Source organism: Tenacibaculum aquimarinum, assembly GCF_022478115.1.
GTDB lineage: Bacteria > Bacteroidota > Bacteroidia > Flavobacteriales > Flavobacteriaceae > Polaribacter > Polaribacter aquimarinum_A.
On the sequence record NZ_JAKGSC010000002.1, the window covers coordinates 396349 to 416901 of the forward strand.

Genomic DNA, 20553 nt, shown 5'->3' on the forward strand with positions numbered 1-20553 from the left:
TAAAAAAGATTGTAACGTAAAGCCCGACCGTGCTTTTTTTTTAGCACGGTAACCTCCAAATTATAAACAGTTTAGCTGTAAACAAAAAAAAACCTGAGTTTAAAACTCAGGCTTTTCATATAATTATAATCTTTATGTATTATCCAACCAATTGTTTTGTTGAAGGTTTAAACTTTGTTAAAACAATACCTTCTACTGCTGCCTGGTATTCTTCTAAAGTTGGTGTTCTACCTAAAATAGTTGATAATACTACTACAGGAGTCGATGATAATAAAGATTCTCCTTTTTTCTCATCTGTATCTCTAACAACTCTTCCTTGAAATAAACGCGTAGAAGTTGCCATTACAGTATCTCCAGCTTCTGCTTTTTCTTGATTACCCATACATAAACTACAACCTGGACGTTCTAAATATAACATGTTTTCATATTTAACACGAGCTGCTGCTTTAGGCGCATTATCATCGAATTCGAAACCTGAATATCTAACTAATACTTCCCAATCTCCTTCTGCTTTTAACTCATCTACAATATTATAAGTTGGTGGCGCAACAACTAAAGGTGCTTTAAATTCCACTTTACCTTGTTGTTTCTCAATGTTCTTTAACATTTGAGCTAAAATTTTCATATCTCCTTTGTGAACCATACAAGATCCTACGAAACCTAAATCTACTTTTTTAGTTCCTCCGTAAAAAGATAATGGTTGAATATTATCGTGCGTATAACGCTTAGATACATCTTCATTATTTACATCTGGATCCGCAATCATTGGCTCAACAATCTTATCTAAATCGATAACAACTTCAGCAAAGTATTTAGCATCTGCATCTGGTCTTAAAGCAGATTTAATACCTGTTTTAATTTCTGTAATACGGTTATTTGCTTTATCAACTAATCCTTTAAGATCTTGTTTAGGATTATCCATCCCTTTGTCAATCATGATTTGAATACGATCTCTTGAAATTTCTAACGATTCAATTAAGGTATCATCTTCAGAAATACAGATAGATGCTTTTGCTTTCATCTCAGCCGTCCAATCTGTAAATGTAAAGGCTTGATCTGAAGTCAATGTACCAATATGTACTTCTATAATTTTTCCTTGGAAAACATTTTCTCCTTCAAATTGATCTAACATTTGAGATTGTGTAGCGTGAACTACATCACGGAAATCCATATAAGGTTTCATTTCACCTTTAAAGGTTACTTTTACTGATTCTGGAATTGGCATTGTAGCTTCACCTGTAGCTAATGCTAAGGCAACAGTTCCTGAATCTGCTCCAAAGGCAACACCTTTAGCCATACGTGTGTGAGAATCTCCACCGATAATTACATCCCAATCATCTACTGCAATATCATTTAATACTTTATGAATTACATCTGTCATTGCATGGTATTTTCCTTCTGGATGACGTGCAGTAACTAATCCGAAGTCATTCATAAACTTCATTAATCTTGGAATGTTAGCTTTAGACTTATCATCCCAAACTGAAGCGGTATGACATCCTGATTGGTAACCTGTATCTACAATTGGAGAGATTACTGTAGCAGCCATCATCTCTAATTCTTGAGAAGTCATTAAACCTGTAGTATCTTGAGAACCTACAATGTTTACTTCAACTCTTACGTTAGAACCTGCATGTAATATTTTACCTGGTGTAGTTCCAACAGCATTTTTATTGAATATTTTTTCAACAGCAGTTAAACCTTGTCCTTCGATAGAAACTTCTTTTGCAACTGCATATACTTGAGGAACATCTATTCCTAAAACTTTACAAGCAAAAGTTTGTAATTTTTTACCAAAAACAACGGCGTAAGAACCACCTGCTTTAATAAATTCTTGTTTTGGTGGCGTTAAAGCTGTAGAGATATCTTTTAATTCTTTATCTCCTTTGTATAATTTTTTTGTTTTTGTGTTTATTGTAAGAACAGTACCCGTAGCTACAGAATACTCTTCTTTTAATATTGGATCTCCTTCTTCATCAACAATTGTATTTCCGTTAGCATCTTTTTGCTTTACCCAGTTTTTTAAATCGATTCCAATACCACCTGTTACTCCAACAGTTGTTAAGAAAATTGGTGCTATACCATTTGTACCTGCAATTACTGGAGCTATGTTAATAAATGGCACATAAGGACTTGAAGAAATACCTGTCCATAATGCTACGTTGTTTACACCTGACATTCTAGAAGATCCTACTCCCATTGTTCCTTTATCTGCAATTAACATTACACGTTTATTAGGATGTTTTTCCTTTAAAGCAAGTAATTCTTTTTGCATTTCTTTATTGTGCTCAAACATGCTTTGACCATGTAATTCACGATCTGATCTTGAGTGTGCATCTGCACCTGGAGATAATAAATCTGTAGAAATATCACCTATTCCAGCAACAAATGTTACAATTTCAATCTCTTCATCAATCTCTGGTAACTTTGTAAAGAATTCTGCTTGTGCATAACTCTCTATTAATTCTTTAGCAATTGCATTTCCTGCTTTATAAGCATTCTCTAATTTCTCTGTATCTGCTTCGTATAGAAATACCTGTGTTTTTAATACTTTAGCCGCTTCATTAGCAATAGCAGTATCATTTCCTAATGCTAAATCTAACAATACCTCAACAGAAGGTCCTCCTTTCATGTGTGATAATTGTTCGAAAGCAAAGGCTGGAGTAATTTCTTTAACTACTGATTCACCTAAGATGATTTCCTTTAGAAATTTAGCTTTTACACCTGCAGCACTTGTTGTACCTGGTAAGACATTATAAATAAAAAAGTTTAGAGATTCTTCTCTATACTCATTATCTAAATCTTTAATCTGGTCGATTATTGCGCTTGTTAATTCAGCTCCATCAATTGGTTGTGGATGAAGTCCTAATTCTTTTCGGTCTTCAATCTGCTTAAGGTAATCTTTATATATGCTCATGTAAGAAATCTTTTTTTACTGAAATGCTTATCAAATTAATAACAATTTTAAAAAGCAATATTATAGTAAGTTTTATGTTAATTTTTGTTGAACAAAAATACATTTTTACTCTGAATTTTTAAAGATAATCAATGAAGTGATTTAATTATTGAATTAATCTTGTTTTTATCAATAAAAACAAAGAATATCACAATAAAAATTAATTAAATCTTAAAAAAATTATCAAGTTGATAATAAAAAAGCAGACTAATAAGCCGAATCCTGTCTAAGTCTTATCATTTATCTAGAGTTACAATTACTTGTAACTTCAATCTGCCTACCCTTTAGAATCGAGCGAGTAGCTCTCAATTTCTAATATACATGGCATTGCACCGCATAGAGTTTACCTGGTTTCACTACAGCCTAACTGTACATTCTTTCTGTTGCACTGGTCCTCAACTTACGTTGGACGGTTGTTATCCGCTATGCTACTCTTTGGTGTTCGGACTTTCCTACTTAAAATAAATTTAAGTCGATAAGATAAGTCTGCTAATATTTTAAAGAACGTTTTCATAAAAAAACCCACTCAATAAATTGAGTGGGAAAATTGCTATGAAAAAGAAAAAGTGTTGATAGATATCTCCATCAACACTACAAATATACTTTCTTTTTCTATTCAAAAAAAGTTTTTTTCGTTTTTTTACATAAATTTATGAAAACATATCCTTTACCTTCTCAAAAAAAGATTTATCTGAATGCTGAGGATTAGGGCTAAAGTTTTCATCTTCTTGCATTTGCTCAAAGAATTTACGCTGATCTTTATTTAATTCTTGAGGTGTCCAAACATTAATATGAATTAAGAAATCTCCATTTCCATAGCGCTCAATACTTGGTAAACCCTTTCCTTTTAACCTTAAAATCTTACCAGATTGCGTTCCAGCATCTATTTTAATCTTTACTTTACCTGTTACAGTCTCTACTTCTTTAGAAACTCCTAAAACAGCTTCCGAGAAATTAATATACATATCGTAATGTATATTGCTTCCTTCTCTTTTTAAAGTTTCATGAGGAATTTCTTCAATTAAAACCAATAAATCTCCTGGAATAGAGTTTTTACCTGGAGCATCGTTTCCTTTTCCTCCTACTTTTAATTGTACTCCTTCAGTTACCCCTTCAGGAATATTTATTGAAACAGTTTCTTCTTTTACAACCAAACCTTGTGCATCTGCTCCACTTGGTTTTTTATCAATCATTTCTCCAGCTCCCTGACATGTAGAACATGTTGTTGCTGTTTGCATTCTTCCTAAAATAGTATTGGTAACACGCATAACTTGCCCTTGACCGTTACAGGTAGAACAGGTTTTATACGTTACACCTTCGGCTTGCATTTTTCTACGAACTTTAACTTTTTTCTCAACACCATTTGCAATGTCTTCTAAAGTTAACTTAACTCTAATACGTAAATTACTTCCTTTTACTCTGGCTTGTTGTCGGCCTCCGCCTCCACCGAAACCACCAAATCCACCGCCACCAAAGATGTCTCCGAATTGACTAAATATGTCTTCCATATTCATTCCGCCGCCGCCAAAACCGCCGCCGCCGCCATGACCACCTTCAAAAGCTTGATGACCAAATTGGTCATAACGTGCTTTTTTATTGTCGTCACTTAATATTTCATAAGCTTCAGCTGCTTTTTTAAAGTTTTCTTCAGCAGTTGTATCATCTGGATTTTTATCTGGATGAAATTTTATTGCTTTTTTACGGTATGCTTTCTTTATTTCTGCTTTTGATGCAGATTTAGATACGCCTAATACTTCGTAATAATCTTGTTTTGCCATTTTCTTTCAATTGTCAATTAACAGTGATCATTGGTAATTGTACATTGTTAATTGTAATTTATTTATGCTTGTCCTACAACTACTTTTGGGTGACGAATAATTTTGTCTCCAAGCTTGTATCCTTTTTCTACACAGTCAATAACTTTTCCTTTTAAATCGTCGGTTGGTGCAGGAATTTGTGTAATTGCTTGGTGTAGTTCTGAGTTAAAAATATCTCCAGCTCTTACATCTATTGCTGATAAACCTTTTTGCTCTAATGTGTTTAATAATTTTTGATAAATTAATAAAACTCCTTTACGCAATTCTTCAGCCTCTTTGTCATCTTCAATATGTGTCAAAGCACGTTCGAAATCGTCCAAAATTGGCAGAATAGCTGTCACAACTTCTTGTCCAGCTGTTTTAAACAACTCTATACGTTCTTTTGTTGTACGTTTTTTATAGTTTTCAAACTCTGCAAACAAACGTAAATGTTTGTCTTTTTCGGCTTGTAAAAGTTCTTCTGTAGTTGGTTCTGGCTTTGCTTCCTCTACTTCAACTTCTTTATTTTCCTCAATAATATCGTTCAATTCTTCGTTTTTGATATTATCTTTTAATTCGTCTTCTTTTGTATATTGATCTTTACTCATTTCTTTTAATCTCATTAAATTGTCTACAATTTATTTACAAAAATATTGCCAATAAAAAAATAGTGTCAGATTGACACTATTTTATTTTATAATTCTTTTAGTTAGCAAGTTAGTTTAGCCCCGATTGAAACCGTTCAAATCTCTGTTGATATTTTTAACCTTTTTTCTTTTTCGGAAAAAAGATATAGTAAAAAGCGGGAAATAGCTTCTTAAAAAAAATATTTTTCTAATCGTTTATACGTTCAATTTTTGCTCCAATAGCTTTTAAACGTGCTTCAATGTTTTCGTAACCTCTGTCTATTTGTTCAATATTATTAATTATTGAAGTTCCTTTGGCAGAAAGCGCCGCAATTAATAATGAAATACCTGCTCTAATATCTGGCGAAGTCATTTTAGTTGCTTTTAATTGGCTTTGGAAATTATGCCCAATTACGGTTGCTCTGTGTGGATCACACAAAATAACTTTTGCGCCCATATCAATTAGTTTATCAACGAAAAACAAACGGCTTTCAAACATTTTTTGATGTATTAAAACGGTTCCTTTTGCTTGTGTTGCAATTACTAAAACGATGCTTAATAAATCTGGTGTAAATCCTGGCCAAGGTGCGTCTGCAACTGTTAAAACAGAACCATCGATGTAATTTTGAATTTCATAAGATTCTTGTGCAGGAATATAAATATCGTCTCCTTTTTTCTCTAATTTAATTCCGAGTTTTCTAAATACATTTGGTATTTGACCTAAGTTTTTCCAACTTACATTTTTAATGGTTAATTCAGACCTTGTCATTACTGCCATACCAATCCAAGAACCAATTTCAATCATATCTGGTAATACAGTATGCTCACAACCTCCAAGAGATTCTACTCCTTCAATTATTAATAAATTAGAACCTACTCCAGAGATTTTTGCTCCCATAGAATTCAACATTTTAGATAATTGTTGAATGTAAGGTTCACAAGCTGCATTGTATATTGTTGTTGTTCCTTTTGCTAAAACTGCTGCCATTAAAATATTGGCAGTTCCGGTTACAGAAGCTTCGTCTAACAACATATCTGTACCTACTAAACCTGTTTCTGTTTCTACTCCGTAGAAATATTCTTCTTTATTATAACGGAATTTTGCTCCAAGGTTTATAAAACCTTCAAAGTGTGTGTCTAATCTTCTACGACCAATTTTATCTCCTCCTGGACGTGGAATATATCCTTTTCCAAAACGCGCTAATAATGGACCAACAATCATAATTGAACCACGTAATGAGCTTCCGTCTCTTTTAAAGTCTGCTGATTCTAAGTATTTAAGGTTTACTTCATCAGCTTGAAATGAATAAGAGTTTCGGCTAAGTTTTTCTACTTTAACACCTAATTCACCTAAAATAAAGATTAGTTTATTAACATCTATAATGTCTGGAACATTTTTTACAACTACTTTTTCTGGTGTTAATAAAACTGCACACAGTATTTGTAAAACTTCATTTTTTGCTCCTTGTGGTTGTATTTCTCCGCTTAATTTGTGTCCGCCTTCAATTTTAAAAGATGCCATTTATCTTTTTCTGTATTTATGGTTATTATTAGATTTTCCTTTATTTGTATGATTTTTACCTTTATTACTTCCTTGAGAAGCTCTTTTTCTAAGTAAATTTTTGCTCAACGCTAATTCTTCACCGCTTTCACGTAAGTCAATTTTTCCATCAGACAACTCAAATAAGTGCTTGTAAATTACAGCATCATCTACTGTATCTTTATTCCAATTTAAATAGCATTTTTTCATGTGATTTGCTATTACAAAAGTCAATGCTTCTTGCTTTTCATTATCATCTTCTTCCCAACTTAAAGCTACGCTTATCATTGTTTGAATATTATTACCGTAATAACGATACTTTGAAGCCGATTTTGGGTAAGGCAATCCTTCTGGTTTTTCTTGTAATTCTTCTTTCGAAGGAATTTCATAAGGCGAATCTGCATCCAACTTAAAATCAGACATTATATATAACTGATCCCACAACTTATGTTTAAAATCTGGTACATCACGTAAATGAGGTTGTAAATTACCCATTACATTTATAATGGCTTTTGCCATTGTATTACGCTCTTCTTTAGTTTCTAGTGCAACACAATGATTAATCATTTTTTGCATATGACGACCATATTCTGGAATTATTAAATGTGGTCTTTCTGAATTATATTCTAAATCGAATGTCATTTTTTATATTTTAATATGAAGTAAACTTATTATATTTCCTTTTAAAGAAAGGAAAAAGAACTTCAACTTGTATTTGTAGTTATTTAACGTTGCAAAATAGGTATTTATTTTGAGTAATTACCCAATCACTTTTAGTTTTGCAAATTGTAATAATAATTTCTTTCTTCCTGCGGTTCCAAACATAATTTCTGCTTTTTTATTTGGCCCAGATCCTTCTAAAGCAAGTACTTCTCCTTTTCCAAACCTATTATGTTCTACAATATTACCAACTGTAATATTTCCATCGAACAAATTAATACTGTTTGACGTTGCTTCTGATACTTTTTTCATTTTCGCCTTTGGCGGAATAAAAGCGGCTTTATTTTTTTTGTCTAAAAACTCTTTTCTTTTTTTCTGAATTGGTTTTTGAAACCTAATTTTCTTTGGAGCATCTTCAAACAAACTTGCGTCTAAAAAGCTACTTTTAGAAGTTTCTTGTCTCTTTGGTGCAATGTATTCTAAAAATTTATCGTCAATTTCCTCTAAAAACCTACTTGGCTCTCCATCGGTTAATTTCCCCCAACGGTAACGTGTTTGTGCGTAGGTTAAATAGGCTACTTTTTCTGCTCTAGTTAAAGCTACATAAAATAAACGACGTTCTTCTTCAAGTTCAGAGCGTGTATTCATACTCATTGCTGAAGGAAATAAATTTTCTTCTAAACCAACAATATATACATAACCATATTCCAAACCTTTAGATTGGTGAATACTCATTAAAGAAACTCTTGGTTCTTCGTCTTCCTTTTCTGAATCGAAATCGGTTGCCAATGCCACATCTTCTAAGAATGACGTTAATGACGCATCTTCACCTTCTTCAATTTTATCTGTAATAAAGTCTTTAATTCCGTTTAAAAGCTCTTGAACATTTTCAACCTTACTAACACCTTCTGGCGTGCCATCTTTTTGTAAATCTTTTACTAATTGTGTTTGTTTTACAACTAAATCTGCAATTTCAAAAGCATTCATTTTTTGCGAATCTATTTGAAAACGCAACATCATATTTATAAAATTCTGGAGCTTGTTTTTTGTTCCGCCATTTATATTTACATCAACTTTATCAATATGTTGTATTATTTCAAAAATTGATTTTTTATAATGATTTGCCGCAATTGTTAATCGGTCTAACGTTGTTGCGCCAATACCACGAGCAGGATAATTAATAATTCGTTTTAAAGCTTCCTCATCATTTGGATTGATTAAAACTCTAAGATATGAAAGCAAGTCTTTTATTTCTTTACGTTGATAAAATGAGATTCCTCCGTAAATTTTATACTTAATATCTTTTTTCCTTAACGCGTCTTCTATAGCTCTGGATTGCGCATTTGTTCTGTATAAAACTGCAAACTGGTCATTCTTTAATTGCAAGTTCATCTTATTTTCAAAGATTGAATTTGCTACAAAACGTCCTTCTTCCCCATCAGAAATTGTGCGCATTACTTTTATAAGCTCTCCATCTACATTAGAGGTCCAAACTTCTTTATCCAATCGCGTTTTATTTCTTGCAATTACAGAGTTTGCTGCATTTACAATGTTCTTGGTTGAACGATAATTTTGCTCAAGTTTAAACGTTTTCACATCTGGATAATCCTTCTGAAAACTTAATATATTTTGAATATTTGCTCCACGGAAACTATAAATACTCTGAGAATCGTCTCCAACCACACAAATATTTTGAAATCTATCTGCCAAAGCACGAACTACAATGTATTGTGAGTGGTTTGTATCTTGATACTCATCTACCATTATATATCTAAAACGATCTTGGTATTTTGCTAAAACATCAGGAAAACGCGCCAATAACTCATTGGTTCTTAACAATAAATCATCAAAATCCATTGCGCCAGCTTTAAAACATCTGTCTACATATTCTTTGTAAATATCTCCAACTTTTGGGCGACTTGCATGTAAGTCTGCTTCAATTAATTCTGGATTATTAAAATAGGCTCTTACAGTAATTAAGCTGTTTTTAAAGGATGAAATTCGGCTTAAAATCTGCTTTGCTTTGTATCTTTCTTTGTCAAGTTGTAATTCTTTAATAATTGCCGAAATTAACCTTACAGAGTCTTGTGTATCATAAATTGTAAAGTTAGTTGGATACCCTAATTTATCTGCTTCTGAACGTAAAATACGTGCAAAAACTGAGTGAAAAGTTCCCATCCAAAGACTTTTTGCTTCGCTATAACCAACAACGGAAGCAATTCTTTCCTTCATCTCACGAGCCGCTTTATTGGTAAATGTTAGTGATAAAATATTAAACGGATCTATGCCTTGCTTCATTAAATGTGCAATACGATAGGTTAACACTCTAGTTTTACCAGAACCTGCACCAGCGATAATAATCATTGGCCCGTCTTTTTGCAAAACGGCTGCTTTTTGTGGTTCGTTAAGTTGATCTAAATAACTATTCAATGAAGAAATTTTATACGCTGTTAAAAACGGAAAATTAACCATTATTACTGTCTTTATAAAGGTAGTTAACTAATAGTTATTCACAAGTTTTAAAAAACAACTTGCACAAAATATAACCTCTAAGTGTTATAAATTCAAATATAACCTTTTGAGGTTATAAATTAAAAAATAACCTTTAAGGGTTATAATTTTTTAGTATATTTGTATAAATTAGTAGTAAAATGACAAGTATTATAACTGGTGATATAGTAAACTCAAGGAATATTCCTGTAAAAAAGTGGTTGCCTATTTTAAAATCAATTTTAAATTCAGCCGGAAAAACACCTAAAACGTGGGAAGTTTTTAGAGGAGATAGTTTTCAAATTGAAGTACCAATATTAGATGCTTTAATAACTTGCTTAACTATTAAAGCAACAATTAAAACAATAGAAGATTTAGATGTAAGAATGGCCATAGGAATTGGAAACAAAACATTTGATTCTGAAAACATTACAGAGTCTAATGGAGAAGCTCACATAAACTCTGGTTTTGCATTTGACAGCTTATTAAAAAAACAAAATTTAGCAATAAAATCTTCTTGGGAAGATGTTGATGAAGAGCTTAACATAGGTTTAGCTTTAGGCTTGTTAGTAATGGATAATTGGACTACAAATTCTGCCGAGTATGTAAAAGTTTCTTTAGAAAACCCAACAATGACTCAAAAAGACATTAGTAAGTTATTGGGAATTTCTCAAGCAGGAATTAGTAAACGAAAAAAACGTGCCGGTTTAGATGAAATTTTAAAACTAGAGAAACGTTATAAAAAACTCATCAATAATAAATTGAAATAAAAATGATTTTATTCCTTAAATTTTTAATTGCTCATTTAATAGGAGATTTTGTTTTACAACCAGAAAGCTGGGTGCAACACAAAGAAAAACACAAAATAAAATCATCTAAATTATACATACATATTGGTGTACATGCAATTTTATTGTTAGTAATATTACAATTTAACACAGCATATATTGGTGGAATTTTCTTAATATTAATAACACATTTTTTGTTTGATGTAGCTAAAATATACCTTCAAAATGAAAAAAATAAACGTTGGTTATTTTTGTTGGATCAAGCTTTACACGTATTTATACTTGCGCTTGCAACGTACATTTACAAACCATTTTCAACAGATTTAAGCATTTTTTTTACAGAGAAAAACTTACTTCTTTTAGCTTCAATTTTATTTGTAACCTATGTTTCATCAGTAATTATAAAAATAATTATTACACAATGGAATCCTGAAGTAAATGAAGATACAGATGAATCTCTAGCAAAAGCAGGAAGATATATTGGTATTTTAGAACGGTTGTTTGTCTTTATTTTTGTGATAGCAAATCATTGGGAAGGCGTTGGTTTTTTATTAGCAGCAAAATCGGTTTTTAGATTTGGTGATTTATCTTCAGCTAAAGACAGAAAATTAACCGAATACATTTTAATTGGAACACTTTTAAGTTTTGCCTTGGCAATTTTTACAGGAATGTTATATTCGCACTTAGTAAATTAAATTATGGAAGATAAAATAATAGAAGGATTGGCATACGCATTACCTGCAGCAGTTACGGGTTTTGTAGCATATATGATATTAAGTCAATTTATTAGTCAGGACAATAATGAGAAAAAATTTAACGCTTTGGTTGAAAAAAAGCGTGAGAGTTTACCTTTAAAACTACAAGCTTACGAACGTTTACTTTTATTTTGTGAACGTTTAAATCCAAGTAAATTATTATTAAGAATAAAGCCTATTGGAGATGATACAACAGCCTACGCTAACCTTTTAATAGCTAGTGTTGAACAAGAATACGAACACAATATGGTGCAACAACTTTATATTTCTGATGAAAGTTGGAAAGCTATTTTAGCAGCTAAAAACATTATTACAAGTAAAATAAGAAAAGTTGCTGAAAAAGCTAAAAGCGCCCAGGAACTTAGAGAAAATATATTAATTGACATCTCTCAAGAAGAAAATCCTACAGACATTGCAATTATATTTATAAAACGAGAAGTAAAGAAATTACTATAAAAAAAATCCGTTAAGAATTTCTTCTTAACGGATTTTTTTCTTTTTCAATACTAACTTTCCTTATAACTGTAATCTAAAACCTAATTTATAGTTTACACCTTTGGTATTGTACCCTAAAACATCGCTATAATCTTCATTTAATAAGTTGGTTACAGAACCAAAAAACATAATTTTATTATCAAAAGCTTTATAGTTTACATTAAAATCTAATAGATCATAATTATCTAAAATCACATTGTCTCCAGCAGTTCCAAAACTTCCATATCTATCATAAATAGAACGCTCTCCTACACTATTATAGGTAAGGTTAAAAAATGTATTTTTTAACAAAGAAACATCTACACTTGCTACTAATTTGTTTTTGGGAATGTAATCATCAAAATCTTCTGTAGTATCTTTATCTACATACGTATAACCAATATTAACTCTTACATCTTTAACAGGCTTAACACTTGTACTAACTTCTATTCCATTTGCATCAGAAGATCCGTTACCATATTTAAAAGTAGTATTATCATAAATAATTGCATCTTCTTCTTTTCTATTAAAGTATACAACACTTAATTCTAAAAAGTCTTTAAAAGTAGCTTCTGTACCAATTTCAAAAGTTTTGTTAGATTCTGGTTTTAAATCTAAATTTCCAGAAAAACCATCATATAATTGATATAAACTAGGTGCAATAAAAGCTGTACTATAAGAAGTTAATAGTTTAACAGATTTATTTTCATCTTTTAACACTGAATAAGCAACGTTTCCGTCATATACAAAATGATTATCATAAACACTGTGCATGTTTAATCTACCTCCTACATTAACACTTAAACCTGAATCAGAAATATAAACTGCAGAAATGTAAGGGTCAATTGTATTAAATTTTGCAACATCTTTATCTATAGTTGCAAAAGGTGTTACTGAATTATTTGTATGATTTTGGTAATTTAATCCTGCAATTAACTGAATTCCAGTGCTTTTAAAATCGTACTTATTAACTAAATCTAAATTAACACTGTTTCCTTCAAAAACATATGCATCTAAAGTTCCTCCAAAAGAGTTGTATTGATTTAAGTTTCTTGTAATTTTATTCAATGAAACTAATGCGTAAAACTCTCCATTATTATATTTAAAACTTGGACGAATTCCATAACGATATTGTTCTTGATCTCCAGTATTTACATCACTATCTCTAAAAGCACCTGCGTCAAAATCATAATCGAATTTATCATAATTAAAAAACGTTTCAACAGCAAATTTCTTATTGAAATTATATCCTAATTTTAACAATCCATTTTCACTTGTAAAAGCATCCGCTTCAAAATCTGAAGCAGTATTACTTTTAGCTGAAGACATTCCGTAAGTTTCTGTTGCGCCTAACATTGTTACAAAGTTAAAACCACCAACGGTACCATTTACAGACGCACTGTATTGATAAGTAGCTGCTTTTAACCCTTTAGATTTAGCGGTGTTATTAGTTTCTAAACTACTTTCCAAACCAACAGTAACCTTATCTTTAGAGGCTTTTTTTAAGATGATATTAATAACACCTGTTGCAGCACCACTTCCATATAATGTAGAAGAAGCTCCTTTTAAAACCTCAATACTTTCAATTTGATTTAAAGACAATAAACGTAAATCATATTCTTGACTAATTGCAGATGCATCTGAAACAGGAACTCCGTCAATTAAAATTAAAACTTGTCTATTTCTTCCTCCTCTTACATACACACTTTTAGGTTCTGTAGGATTTGTATTTACGCCTCTTACATCAATACCAACAATAGTATTTAATACATCAAGCACTGTTTTTCCTGCGCTGTTCTCTAACTCTTCAGCAGTAATTTTGTGAATAACCTTACCGGTATTTTCTTTTTTCAAATTAAACTTTGTGGCAGTTACAACTACCTCATCTAATTTTTCTTGCTTCTCTTGAGCAAAAACATTGTTATTAGCAAAACTACATGCCAATAAACCAACAATTACTAATTGTTTTTTCATTCTTAATAAATTTGATTTAATTAAAATCAGGAAAAAATAAGTACATAGTACCAAAACCTTTATCCCGAAAGTTTTTTACTTTTTGTTTGATTTTTGGCAGGTCTCCTGGCTTGCGTCTTGTAACAAAACCTTCCCGTTTTTTTAAACAGTGGTTAAAGAATTAGTTACAAGCTTTATAGCTTACAGTTGCGGGTACAGCGTTGGTTTTACACCAACTTCCCTTTTAATTTACATTAATACAATATTAGATGTAAAACCAAAATCGGCGCAAAGATATCCAATCTTATTAACATTATCATTAATTAATCTTCCTATTTCCTATTTTCGTATTTGGTACTTTTTAACACGAAAAATGAGAATAGAAAACGAAATAAAGTTAGGGTTTAAGGATGTTATGATTCGTCCAAAAAGATCTACACTAAAGTCTAGAAAACAAGTTAATTTAGAAAGAGAATTCACTTTTTTACATACAGGAAAAGTATGGAAAGGTGTTCCTATAATTGCTGCAAACATGGACACTGTTGGTACTTTTGAAATGGCAGAAGCGCTTGCAGACAAATGCTTATTTACAGCTATTCACAAACATTATTCTCTTGAAGAATGGCAAAATTTCGCTAAAAATGCTTCAGAAAAAACACTAAAAAGTATTGCCGTTAGTACTGGAACCGGTAAAGATGATGCAGAAAAAACAGCAACAATTCTTAAGCAATTTCCTCAAATAGATTTTATCTGTATTGATGTTGCTAATGGATATTCTGAACATTTTGTAAGCTTTGTTAAAGAAATGCGTAGCAATCATCCTGATAAAGTAATTTTAGCTGGAAATGTTGTTACTGGTGAAATGGTTGAAGAACTTTTACTTGCAGGAGCAGACATTATTAAAGTTGGTATTGGTCCAGGCTCTGTTTGTACAACAAGAGTAAAAACTGGTGTTGGTTACCCACAGTTATCTGCAATTATAGAATGTGCTGACGCTGCTCATGGTTTAGGCGGACAAATAATTTCTGATGGTGGTTGCAAAACTCCAGGAGATATTGCCAAAGCTTTTGGTGGTGGTGCAGATTTTGTTATGTTAGGCGGAATGCTTGCTGGACATACACAAAGCGGTGGCGATTTAGTAGAAAAAAATGGAGATAAATATAAAATTTTCTACGGAATGAGTTCCGAAACTGCAATGCACAAGCATGTTGGTGGAGTTGCTGAATACAGAGCTTCCGAAGGAAAAACAGTTGAAATATTATATCGTGGAGATGTTAAACATACTATACAAGATATTTTAGGCGGCGTAAGATCTACATGTACTTATGTTGGTGCAAGTAGATTGAAAGAATTAACAAAAAGAACTACATTTATTAGAGTTCAAGAACAAGAAAATCAAGTATACTCTTAGATGAAAACCTCTTTTTTATATTTATTCGGATGTTTTTTCTTACTAATTTCTTGTAAAAAAGAAGTCAAACAACAAGTAGAAGAAGCATCACAAAAGTCTGTTATTAAATACGCACAAGGGTTTGATATTGTTAAAACCAACAACTTAACTAAGTTGGTCATAAAATCTCCTTACCCAAATGCTGAAGAAGTTTTTGAATATGAAATTCAAGATAAAAAATCAGAAGCAAGAGAAAACAGTATTCAAGTTCCTGTTAAAAGAATAGTTGCAACCTCTACAACGCATATTCCAATGATTGAATTATTGGGAAAAGAAAAAAGCATTATTGGTTTTCCACATACAAAATACATTTCTTCAGAAAAAACGCGTGCTTTAGTTGAAGCTGGAAACATTACCGAAATTGGTAAAGAAGCTTCAATGAATACCGAAATTTTATTGGATTTAAAACCAGAGTTAGTTGTTGGTTTTTCAATGAGTAAAACCAATAAAACACTTACTATTATTGAAGAAAACGGAATTCCAGTTGTTTTAAATGGAGATTGGTTAGAGGAAACACCACTTGGAAGAGCAGAATGGATTAAGTTTTTTGGGGTTTTATTTAACAAAGAAAAAGAAGCCGACAGTATTTTTAATCATATTGAAAAGGAATATTTACAAGCCAAACAGATCGCTAAAAAGGCAACAACAAAACCTAGCATACTTTCTGGAGCAATTATGAGTAAAGATATTTGGAATTTACCTGCTGGAGATAGTTTTGTTGCACAATATTTACAGGACGCTAACACTAATTACTTATGGAAAGAAACTACAGGAAAAGGAAGTTTATCTATTAGTTTTGAAAGTGTTTTAGATAAAGCTCAAAATGCCGATTTTTGGATTGCTCCTGGTTATTTTTCAACAAAAGAGCAATTATTAAATAGTAACAAACAATATGCAAACTTTAATGCATTTAAAAATAATAACTTATTTACTCCAAACCTTAAAAAAGGTGCTACAGGCGGTGTTATCTATTTTGAATTGGCTCCAACTCGACCAGATTTGGTTTTAAAGGATATTATTAAAATTACACATCCAAAATTATTACAAAATTACGAGTTTACCTTCTTTGAGAGAATGAAATAGTAATTATTATAAAAATAGAAAGCCTATGATTTAAAATTAAATCATAGGCTTTTTAAAAATATAGGTTGAGTACTACATATTGTAAACACCACCATTGATGTCTAATGTAGCGCCTGTAATAAATCCATCATACTCAGATGCAAGATATAAAACTGCTCTTGCAACATCTGCAGCATTACCCGCACGTTTTATTGGAATACCTGCAGTAGTTTCTGCAGCAGATTCTTTTGTTGTATGTGTGTTATGAAACGAAGTTCCTAAGATAAGTCCTGGAGAAACTGCATTAACTCTAACACCTTGCCCACCTAATTCCGTAGATAAAGCTCTTGTAAATGTTAAAATAGCTCCTTTACTTGTTGCATAGACTAAAGATCCTGGATGACCTCCTTTACGCCCTGCTAAAGATGCCAAATTAACAATACTACTATTCTCATTTTTTACCAAATAAGGTGCTGCTGCTTTTGTTACAAACATCATAGAAGTCATGTTAATATCCATAACCTTGTGCCAAAATTCCGCTTCCATATCACCTAGCATTTTACGTGCAACAAGTGACCCTGCATTGTTAATTAATATATCTAAACCACCAAATGCTTCAATTGTTTTATCAACCATAGTAATGGAATCAGCCTCCTTAGTTAAATCTCCACTTATTGCTACAGCTTTTTGCCCTTTACTTTCTGCATATGCTACCAATTTATTTGCAGTATCTGCACTAGAAAAATAGTGAATTGCAACATTAGATCCACTGTCAATAAAATGCTTTGTTATAGATTCTCCAATTCCCTGTGCTCCTGCTGTAACAAGAACATTTTTCCCGTTTAATTTATTTTGATTCATTTTGTGTTATATTATTTATGATCGTTTTTACTAAAATATCCTTCATTTGAAACAGAAGCATCACTTACTTTAATACTTGCTGTTTTAAACCAAACTTCAGCATAATTTCCGTCTGCATATTGCTTTTGAACGTCTCCTCCATGTGTTTCTGCACCAGAGCACCAATTTCTATTTACTTCTGGAGATTTTCCATTAGTTTGATTGTAAGCACCTAATTTAAAGAAACAACCTTCACCGGCATAAGCATCTTTACGTTCCACACCATCTTGACCAATTGGCACAAAAAGTTTTTGTGTTTGATCAGGAATATCTGCTTTTGTAGTATATTCTGATGCTATTAAATTTTTAGTAAATGTTTTAGTTTCATGACCTTTACTTGTAAACTTCAAATTCATGATACCATCTTTTACTTCTATTTCATAACTAAACTCTTCTCCTAAAGCAATACCGTCTTTTGGTTCTTCAGGATAGGTATCTTCTGTTTCTCCAACTACTGAAAAATCATCTCCCCAAACTGCTGTTGAAAAATCCCATCTTCCAGAATTGTCTTCACCTGCTGTATTTATTTCATAATGCCAAAAAACTGATCCTTTAGTATGTCCTGGAAATTTCTTGTAAAATATTTTTAACGGTTCGTTTTCATGTTTATCAGCACTATGAATTTGCCCAACAACCACAGCATGTGAAGCTGCTACTCTTGCATCTCCTGTTGCAGAAACATTCATTACTTTAAGCGTAGCAGTTAATTTATCATTAGCCGTTTTTGGATACCATTTTTTAGTTTGACCTAATTCTGTTCTTGTATTATTAGAAGTTCCGTGCGTACTTCCAGCATTTGGTGCCTTAAAAACAACCCATTTTCCACTGTTATCAGTTTCAGTATAAAAGAAATCTTTATTTTCAAAATTATTTGCAATTCCTGCATTTTCACCATTTCCTAAAACTAATTTCCAATGATCAAAAAACGGAATAACATCACTTGCATGAACAGTTTCTTGTGCTTCTTTTTTAGTTTCTTTTTTAGCTTCTTTTTTACAGCTATTTAACGATAGGATTAAACCTACTATTAATAATGTTGATACCTTTTTAATCATTTTATTCATGTTTTAATTATTTGGTTCTCTATTTTATTTAACCTTAATTTTCTATGTGTTTTGTTAATTTATAAAAGTGCTTCTTCATCATGTCTACTGCTAATTGAGACTCTTGTATCACAATTGCATTATAAATATCTTCATGTTTTTTTATTTCAGTTATTATTGTGTCTCCTTCACAAACTGTTTCCCTTTCATAAGTTGAAAGAATTGGTGGTGTTAACAACAACATTAAAGTAATCATTGTACTATTTTTACTAGCTTTTGCTATTGCTAAATGAAATAACAAATCTTCTTCTAAGTATTCTTCTCCATTAAGAATTTTAGCTTTAAAAGCATTTAAAGCTTCTTTTATTCTTTCTAAATCTTCTTCAGTTCTTCTTTGAGAAGCTAACCAAACAGTTTTTAATTCTAAAGATATTCTTGTTTCAACAAGTTCTTTAAAAGAAGGTGTATCTAGTGAAATTATTTCTTCAACAATACCATTAAAACCAGTTAATCCAATTGCCAAAACAGTACCACTTTGTGACATAGATTTTAGTACACCATAAAATTCTAACTTTCGTATTGCTTCTCTAATATGATTCCTTTTTACATCAAATTTCTCAGACATAATTCTTTCAGAAGGAAGCTTATCTCCACGCTCTAACTTTCTAGAGTTTATTAAATCTCTAATTTTACAGATAACATCGTTCTGTATTACTTTCTTGTTATTACTTTCAATTAAACTTATTTTCATTTAAATTTATTTATAAGAAAACTATAAATATTTATCTACTAAACCTATTACTGCTGTGTATGAAATAATACATGAAAACAAAAAAGCAGAACACAAACCAATATTTACAAAAAGACTTGTTTTATACCCTTTCATTATTTTTTTATTATTCACTAAAAGAATAATACCCATAACAACTATTGGTAATACAAATACATTAAATACTTGCGATAAAATTTGTACTAAAATTGGTTTTCCACCAAAAAAAGCGGGTCCAATTAAAGCTACTAAAGAAGCAATTGCTGTTATTACTCTAAATTGTTTAGAGTTAGTATCTAAAGTACCAGATTGGTAATCTGCAACCAAAAGAGGTGCTATTAATAAACATGGAAAAATAGAAGATAAACCTGCACTAAGTGTTCCAAAAAAGAAGATAGCCACTGCAAAACTCCCTGCAATTGGTTCTAGTGGTTTTGCCATATCTAAAACTTTTATTACTGGAGTTCCTTGATGAAATAAGGCCCCACTTGCAACTGCCATAATTGCTCCACTAATTACAAACACTAATATTGCTGCAGTAATAGCATCTTTACGTTGCTTTTTTAAATCTTTAATGCCCCATTCTTTACCTTTTACAAATAAAGGTCTAGACAAAAATGTAGCTGCTGCCATAGTAGTTCCTACAAATGCTGCAACCATCATTTTTCCTCCCGGAACATCTGGTATACTTGGTATTAATCCTTGAATAACTTCCATTGGTAATGGCTGTACAAAAAATAAGGATACAATAAAAGATAACCCCATAAAAGTAACAAAAACAACTAATATTTTTTCAAAAAAACTATATTTACCTACCAACATTACGGAATAAAAAATAGCAATTATAGTAATAGCGATAGCTAAAACGGTTATATACTCATAACTTCGAAGTCCTTCAAAATTAATAGCAAATATTTCATAAAGCATATTGGACGAAATTGTTAAAATTCCCATAAGTGAACCCCATTGTCCAACAGAAACTCCAATAACTACTAAAATAGCTAGTAATTTACCTCCTTTTATGTGTTTCTTAAAACTATAAAGCGCAGTTTCCCCAGTAATTAAAGCATAATTACCATACGCAAACATTAAAACTCCAGAAAAAAGACAACTTAAAAGTAATACCCATAACAACTGCATACCATAAGTACTACCGGCTACAAGCATGGAAGTTACACTTCCAGTACCAATAGTATAACCAATTGCAAAAATTCCTGGTCCGAAACCTAAAATAATTGTAATTAATTTCTTTAAAAATGACTTTTTAACTTCTGATGTTGCCATATTGTGC

At 31.4% G+C, this 20553-nt stretch carries 16 protein-coding genes, 1 other RNA gene and 1 riboswitch; of the genes, 5 read left to right on the top strand and 12 right to left on the bottom strand.

Annotated elements, in window-relative coordinates:
• Positions 1–139: 139 nt before the first annotated feature.
• The 7 genes from L1S33_RS07735 to L1S33_RS07765 form a co-directional block, all read right to left on the bottom strand.
• Positions 140–2917, bottom strand: coding sequence for a bifunctional aconitate hydratase 2/2-methylisocitrate dehydratase (locus L1S33_RS07735; protein ID WP_240561906.1), 2778 nt, complete (start codon positions 2915–2917; stop codon positions 140–142).
• Positions 2918–3151: 234 nt separating this feature from the next.
• Positions 3152–3449, bottom strand: an RNA gene (gene rnpB, locus L1S33_RS07740) — RNase P RNA component class A.
• A gap of 157 nt (positions 3450–3606) precedes the next feature.
• Entirely contained in the window at positions 3607–4734 is a 1128-nt protein-coding gene (gene dnaJ / locus L1S33_RS07745; protein ID WP_240552406.1) for a molecular chaperone DnaJ, read from the bottom strand.
• 62 nt (positions 4735–4796) lie between these two features.
• Positions 4797–5375, bottom strand: coding sequence for a nucleotide exchange factor GrpE (locus tag L1S33_RS07750; RefSeq protein ID WP_394801761.1), 579 nt, complete (start codon positions 5373–5375; stop codon positions 4797–4799).
• A gap of 211 nt (positions 5376–5586) precedes the next feature.
• Positions 5587–6900, bottom strand: a complete 1314-nt coding sequence (murA, locus tag L1S33_RS07755) for a UDP-N-acetylglucosamine 1-carboxyvinyltransferase (RefSeq protein WP_240552408.1) — start codon at positions 6898–6900, stop codon at positions 5587–5589.
• The gene (locus L1S33_RS07760) at positions 6901–7560 is read right to left on the bottom strand and encodes a DUF4290 domain-containing protein (protein ID WP_240552409.1); all 660 of its coding nucleotides are present in this window, start codon (positions 7558–7560) and stop codon (positions 6901–6903) included.
• 117 nt (positions 7561–7677) lie between these two features.
• Entirely contained in the window at positions 7678–10008 is a 2331-nt protein-coding gene (locus tag L1S33_RS07765; protein WP_240561907.1) for an ATP-dependent helicase, read from the bottom strand.
• 221 nt (positions 10009–10229) lie between these two features.
• On the opposite strand from L1S33_RS07765, the gene L1S33_RS07770 reads away from it, so the two are divergent.
• The 3 genes from L1S33_RS07770 to L1S33_RS07780 are packed head-to-tail and all read left to right on the top strand — an operon-like array spanning position 10230 to position 12067.
• Positions 10230–10838: a SatD family protein gene (locus L1S33_RS07770; RefSeq protein WP_240561908.1), complete on the top strand. Its 609-nt coding sequence runs from the start codon at positions 10230–10232 to the stop codon at positions 10836–10838.
• Between the two features lie 2 nt (positions 10839–10840).
• On the top strand, positions 10841–11551 hold the full coding sequence (locus L1S33_RS07775; protein WP_240552411.1) for a DUF3307 domain-containing protein: 711 nt from the start codon (positions 10841–10843) through the stop codon (positions 11549–11551).
• A gap of 3 nt (positions 11552–11554) precedes the next feature.
• Complete coding sequence (locus tag L1S33_RS07780) at positions 11555–12067, top strand: DUF7935 family protein (RefSeq protein ID WP_240561909.1); 513 nt, start codon at positions 11555–11557, stop codon at positions 12065–12067.
• Positions 12068–12127: 60 nt separating this feature from the next.
• Here L1S33_RS07780 and L1S33_RS07785 read toward each other — a convergent pair whose 3' ends face one another.
• Positions 12128–14059, bottom strand: coding sequence for a TonB-dependent receptor plug domain-containing protein (locus tag L1S33_RS07785; protein WP_240561910.1), 1932 nt, complete (start codon positions 14057–14059; stop codon positions 12128–12130).
• Positions 14060–14137: 78 nt separating this feature from the next.
• A riboswitch (cobalamin riboswitch) is annotated at positions 14138–14335 on the bottom strand.
• A gap of 76 nt (positions 14336–14411) precedes the next feature.
• On the opposite strand from L1S33_RS07785, the gene L1S33_RS07790 reads away from it, so the two are divergent.
• The gene (locus L1S33_RS07790) at positions 14412–15449 is read left to right on the top strand and encodes a GMP reductase (protein ID WP_240561911.1); all 1038 of its coding nucleotides are present in this window, start codon (positions 14412–14414) and stop codon (positions 15447–15449) included.
• Positions 15450–16571: an ABC transporter substrate-binding protein gene (locus L1S33_RS07795; RefSeq protein ID WP_240561912.1), complete on the top strand. Its 1122-nt coding sequence runs from the start codon at positions 15450–15452 to the stop codon at positions 16569–16571.
• Positions 16572–16643: 72 nt separating this feature from the next.
• Here L1S33_RS07795 and L1S33_RS07800 read toward each other — a convergent pair whose 3' ends face one another.
• Genes L1S33_RS07800 through L1S33_RS07815 form a run of 4 tightly spaced genes read right to left on the bottom strand, consistent with a single transcriptional unit; the run spans position 16644 to position 20546 of the window.
• Entirely contained in the window at positions 16644–17411 is a 768-nt protein-coding gene (locus L1S33_RS07800) for an SDR family NAD(P)-dependent oxidoreductase (RefSeq protein ID WP_240561913.1), read from the bottom strand.
• An 11-nt stretch (positions 17412–17422) separates the two neighbouring features.
• Entirely contained in the window at positions 17423–18505 is a 1083-nt protein-coding gene (locus L1S33_RS07805) for a polysaccharide lyase family 7 protein (RefSeq protein WP_394801762.1), read from the bottom strand.
• Positions 18506–18548: 43 nt separating this feature from the next.
• On the bottom strand, positions 18549–19244 hold the full coding sequence (locus L1S33_RS07810) for a FadR/GntR family transcriptional regulator (RefSeq protein WP_240561915.1): 696 nt from the start codon (positions 19242–19244) through the stop codon (positions 18549–18551).
• A gap of 21 nt (positions 19245–19265) precedes the next feature.
• Entirely contained in the window at positions 19266–20546 is a 1281-nt protein-coding gene (locus tag L1S33_RS07815; protein ID WP_240561916.1) for an Nramp family divalent metal transporter, read from the bottom strand.
• Positions 20547–20553: the final 7 nt, after the last annotated feature.

What these genes read in the sequence shown, in the direction of transcription:
- L1S33_RS07735 (WP_240561906.1), bottom strand. Translation starts at nt 2,917, where the DNA reads ATGAGCATATATAAAGATTACCTTAAGCAGATTGAAGACCGAAAAGAA.
- dnaJ (WP_240552406.1), bottom strand. Translation starts at nt 4,734, where the DNA reads ATGGCAAAACAAGATTATTACGAAGTATTAGGCGTATCTAAATCTGCA.
- L1S33_RS07750 (WP_394801761.1), bottom strand. Translation starts at nt 5,375, where the DNA reads ATGAGATTAAAAGAAATGAGTAAAGATCAATATACAAAAGAAGACGAA.
- murA (WP_240552408.1), bottom strand. Translation starts at nt 6,900, where the DNA reads ATGGCATCTTTTAAAATTGAAGGCGGACACAAATTAAGCGGAGAAATA.
- L1S33_RS07760 (WP_240552409.1), bottom strand. Translation starts at nt 7,560, where the DNA reads ATGACATTCGATTTAGAATATAATTCAGAAAGACCACATTTAATAATT.
- L1S33_RS07770 (WP_240561908.1), top strand. Translation starts at nt 10,230, where the DNA reads ATGACAAGTATTATAACTGGTGATATAGTAAACTCAAGGAATATTCCT.
- L1S33_RS07775 (WP_240552411.1), top strand. Translation starts at nt 10,841, where the DNA reads ATGATTTTATTCCTTAAATTTTTAATTGCTCATTTAATAGGAGATTTT.
- L1S33_RS07780 (WP_240561909.1), top strand. Translation starts at nt 11,555, where the DNA reads ATGGAAGATAAAATAATAGAAGGATTGGCATACGCATTACCTGCAGCA.
- L1S33_RS07785 (WP_240561910.1), bottom strand. Translation starts at nt 14,059, where the DNA reads ATGAAAAAACAATTAGTAATTGTTGGTTTATTGGCATGTAGTTTTGCT.
- L1S33_RS07790 (WP_240561911.1), top strand. Translation starts at nt 14,412, where the DNA reads ATGAGAATAGAAAACGAAATAAAGTTAGGGTTTAAGGATGTTATGATT.
- L1S33_RS07795 (WP_240561912.1), top strand. Translation starts at nt 15,450, where the DNA reads ATGAAAACCTCTTTTTTATATTTATTCGGATGTTTTTTCTTACTAATT.
- L1S33_RS07800 (WP_240561913.1), bottom strand. Translation starts at nt 17,411, where the DNA reads ATGAATCAAAATAAATTAAACGGGAAAAATGTTCTTGTTACAGCAGGA.
- L1S33_RS07805 (WP_394801762.1), bottom strand. Translation starts at nt 18,505, where the DNA reads ATGATTAAAAAGGTATCAACATTATTAATAGTAGGTTTAATCCTATCG.
- L1S33_RS07810 (WP_240561915.1), bottom strand. Translation starts at nt 19,244, where the DNA reads ATGAAAATAAGTTTAATTGAAAGTAATAACAAGAAAGTAATACAGAAC.
- L1S33_RS07815 (WP_240561916.1), bottom strand. Translation starts at nt 20,546, where the DNA reads ATGGCAACATCAGAAGTTAAAAAGTCATTTTTAAAGAAATTAATTACA.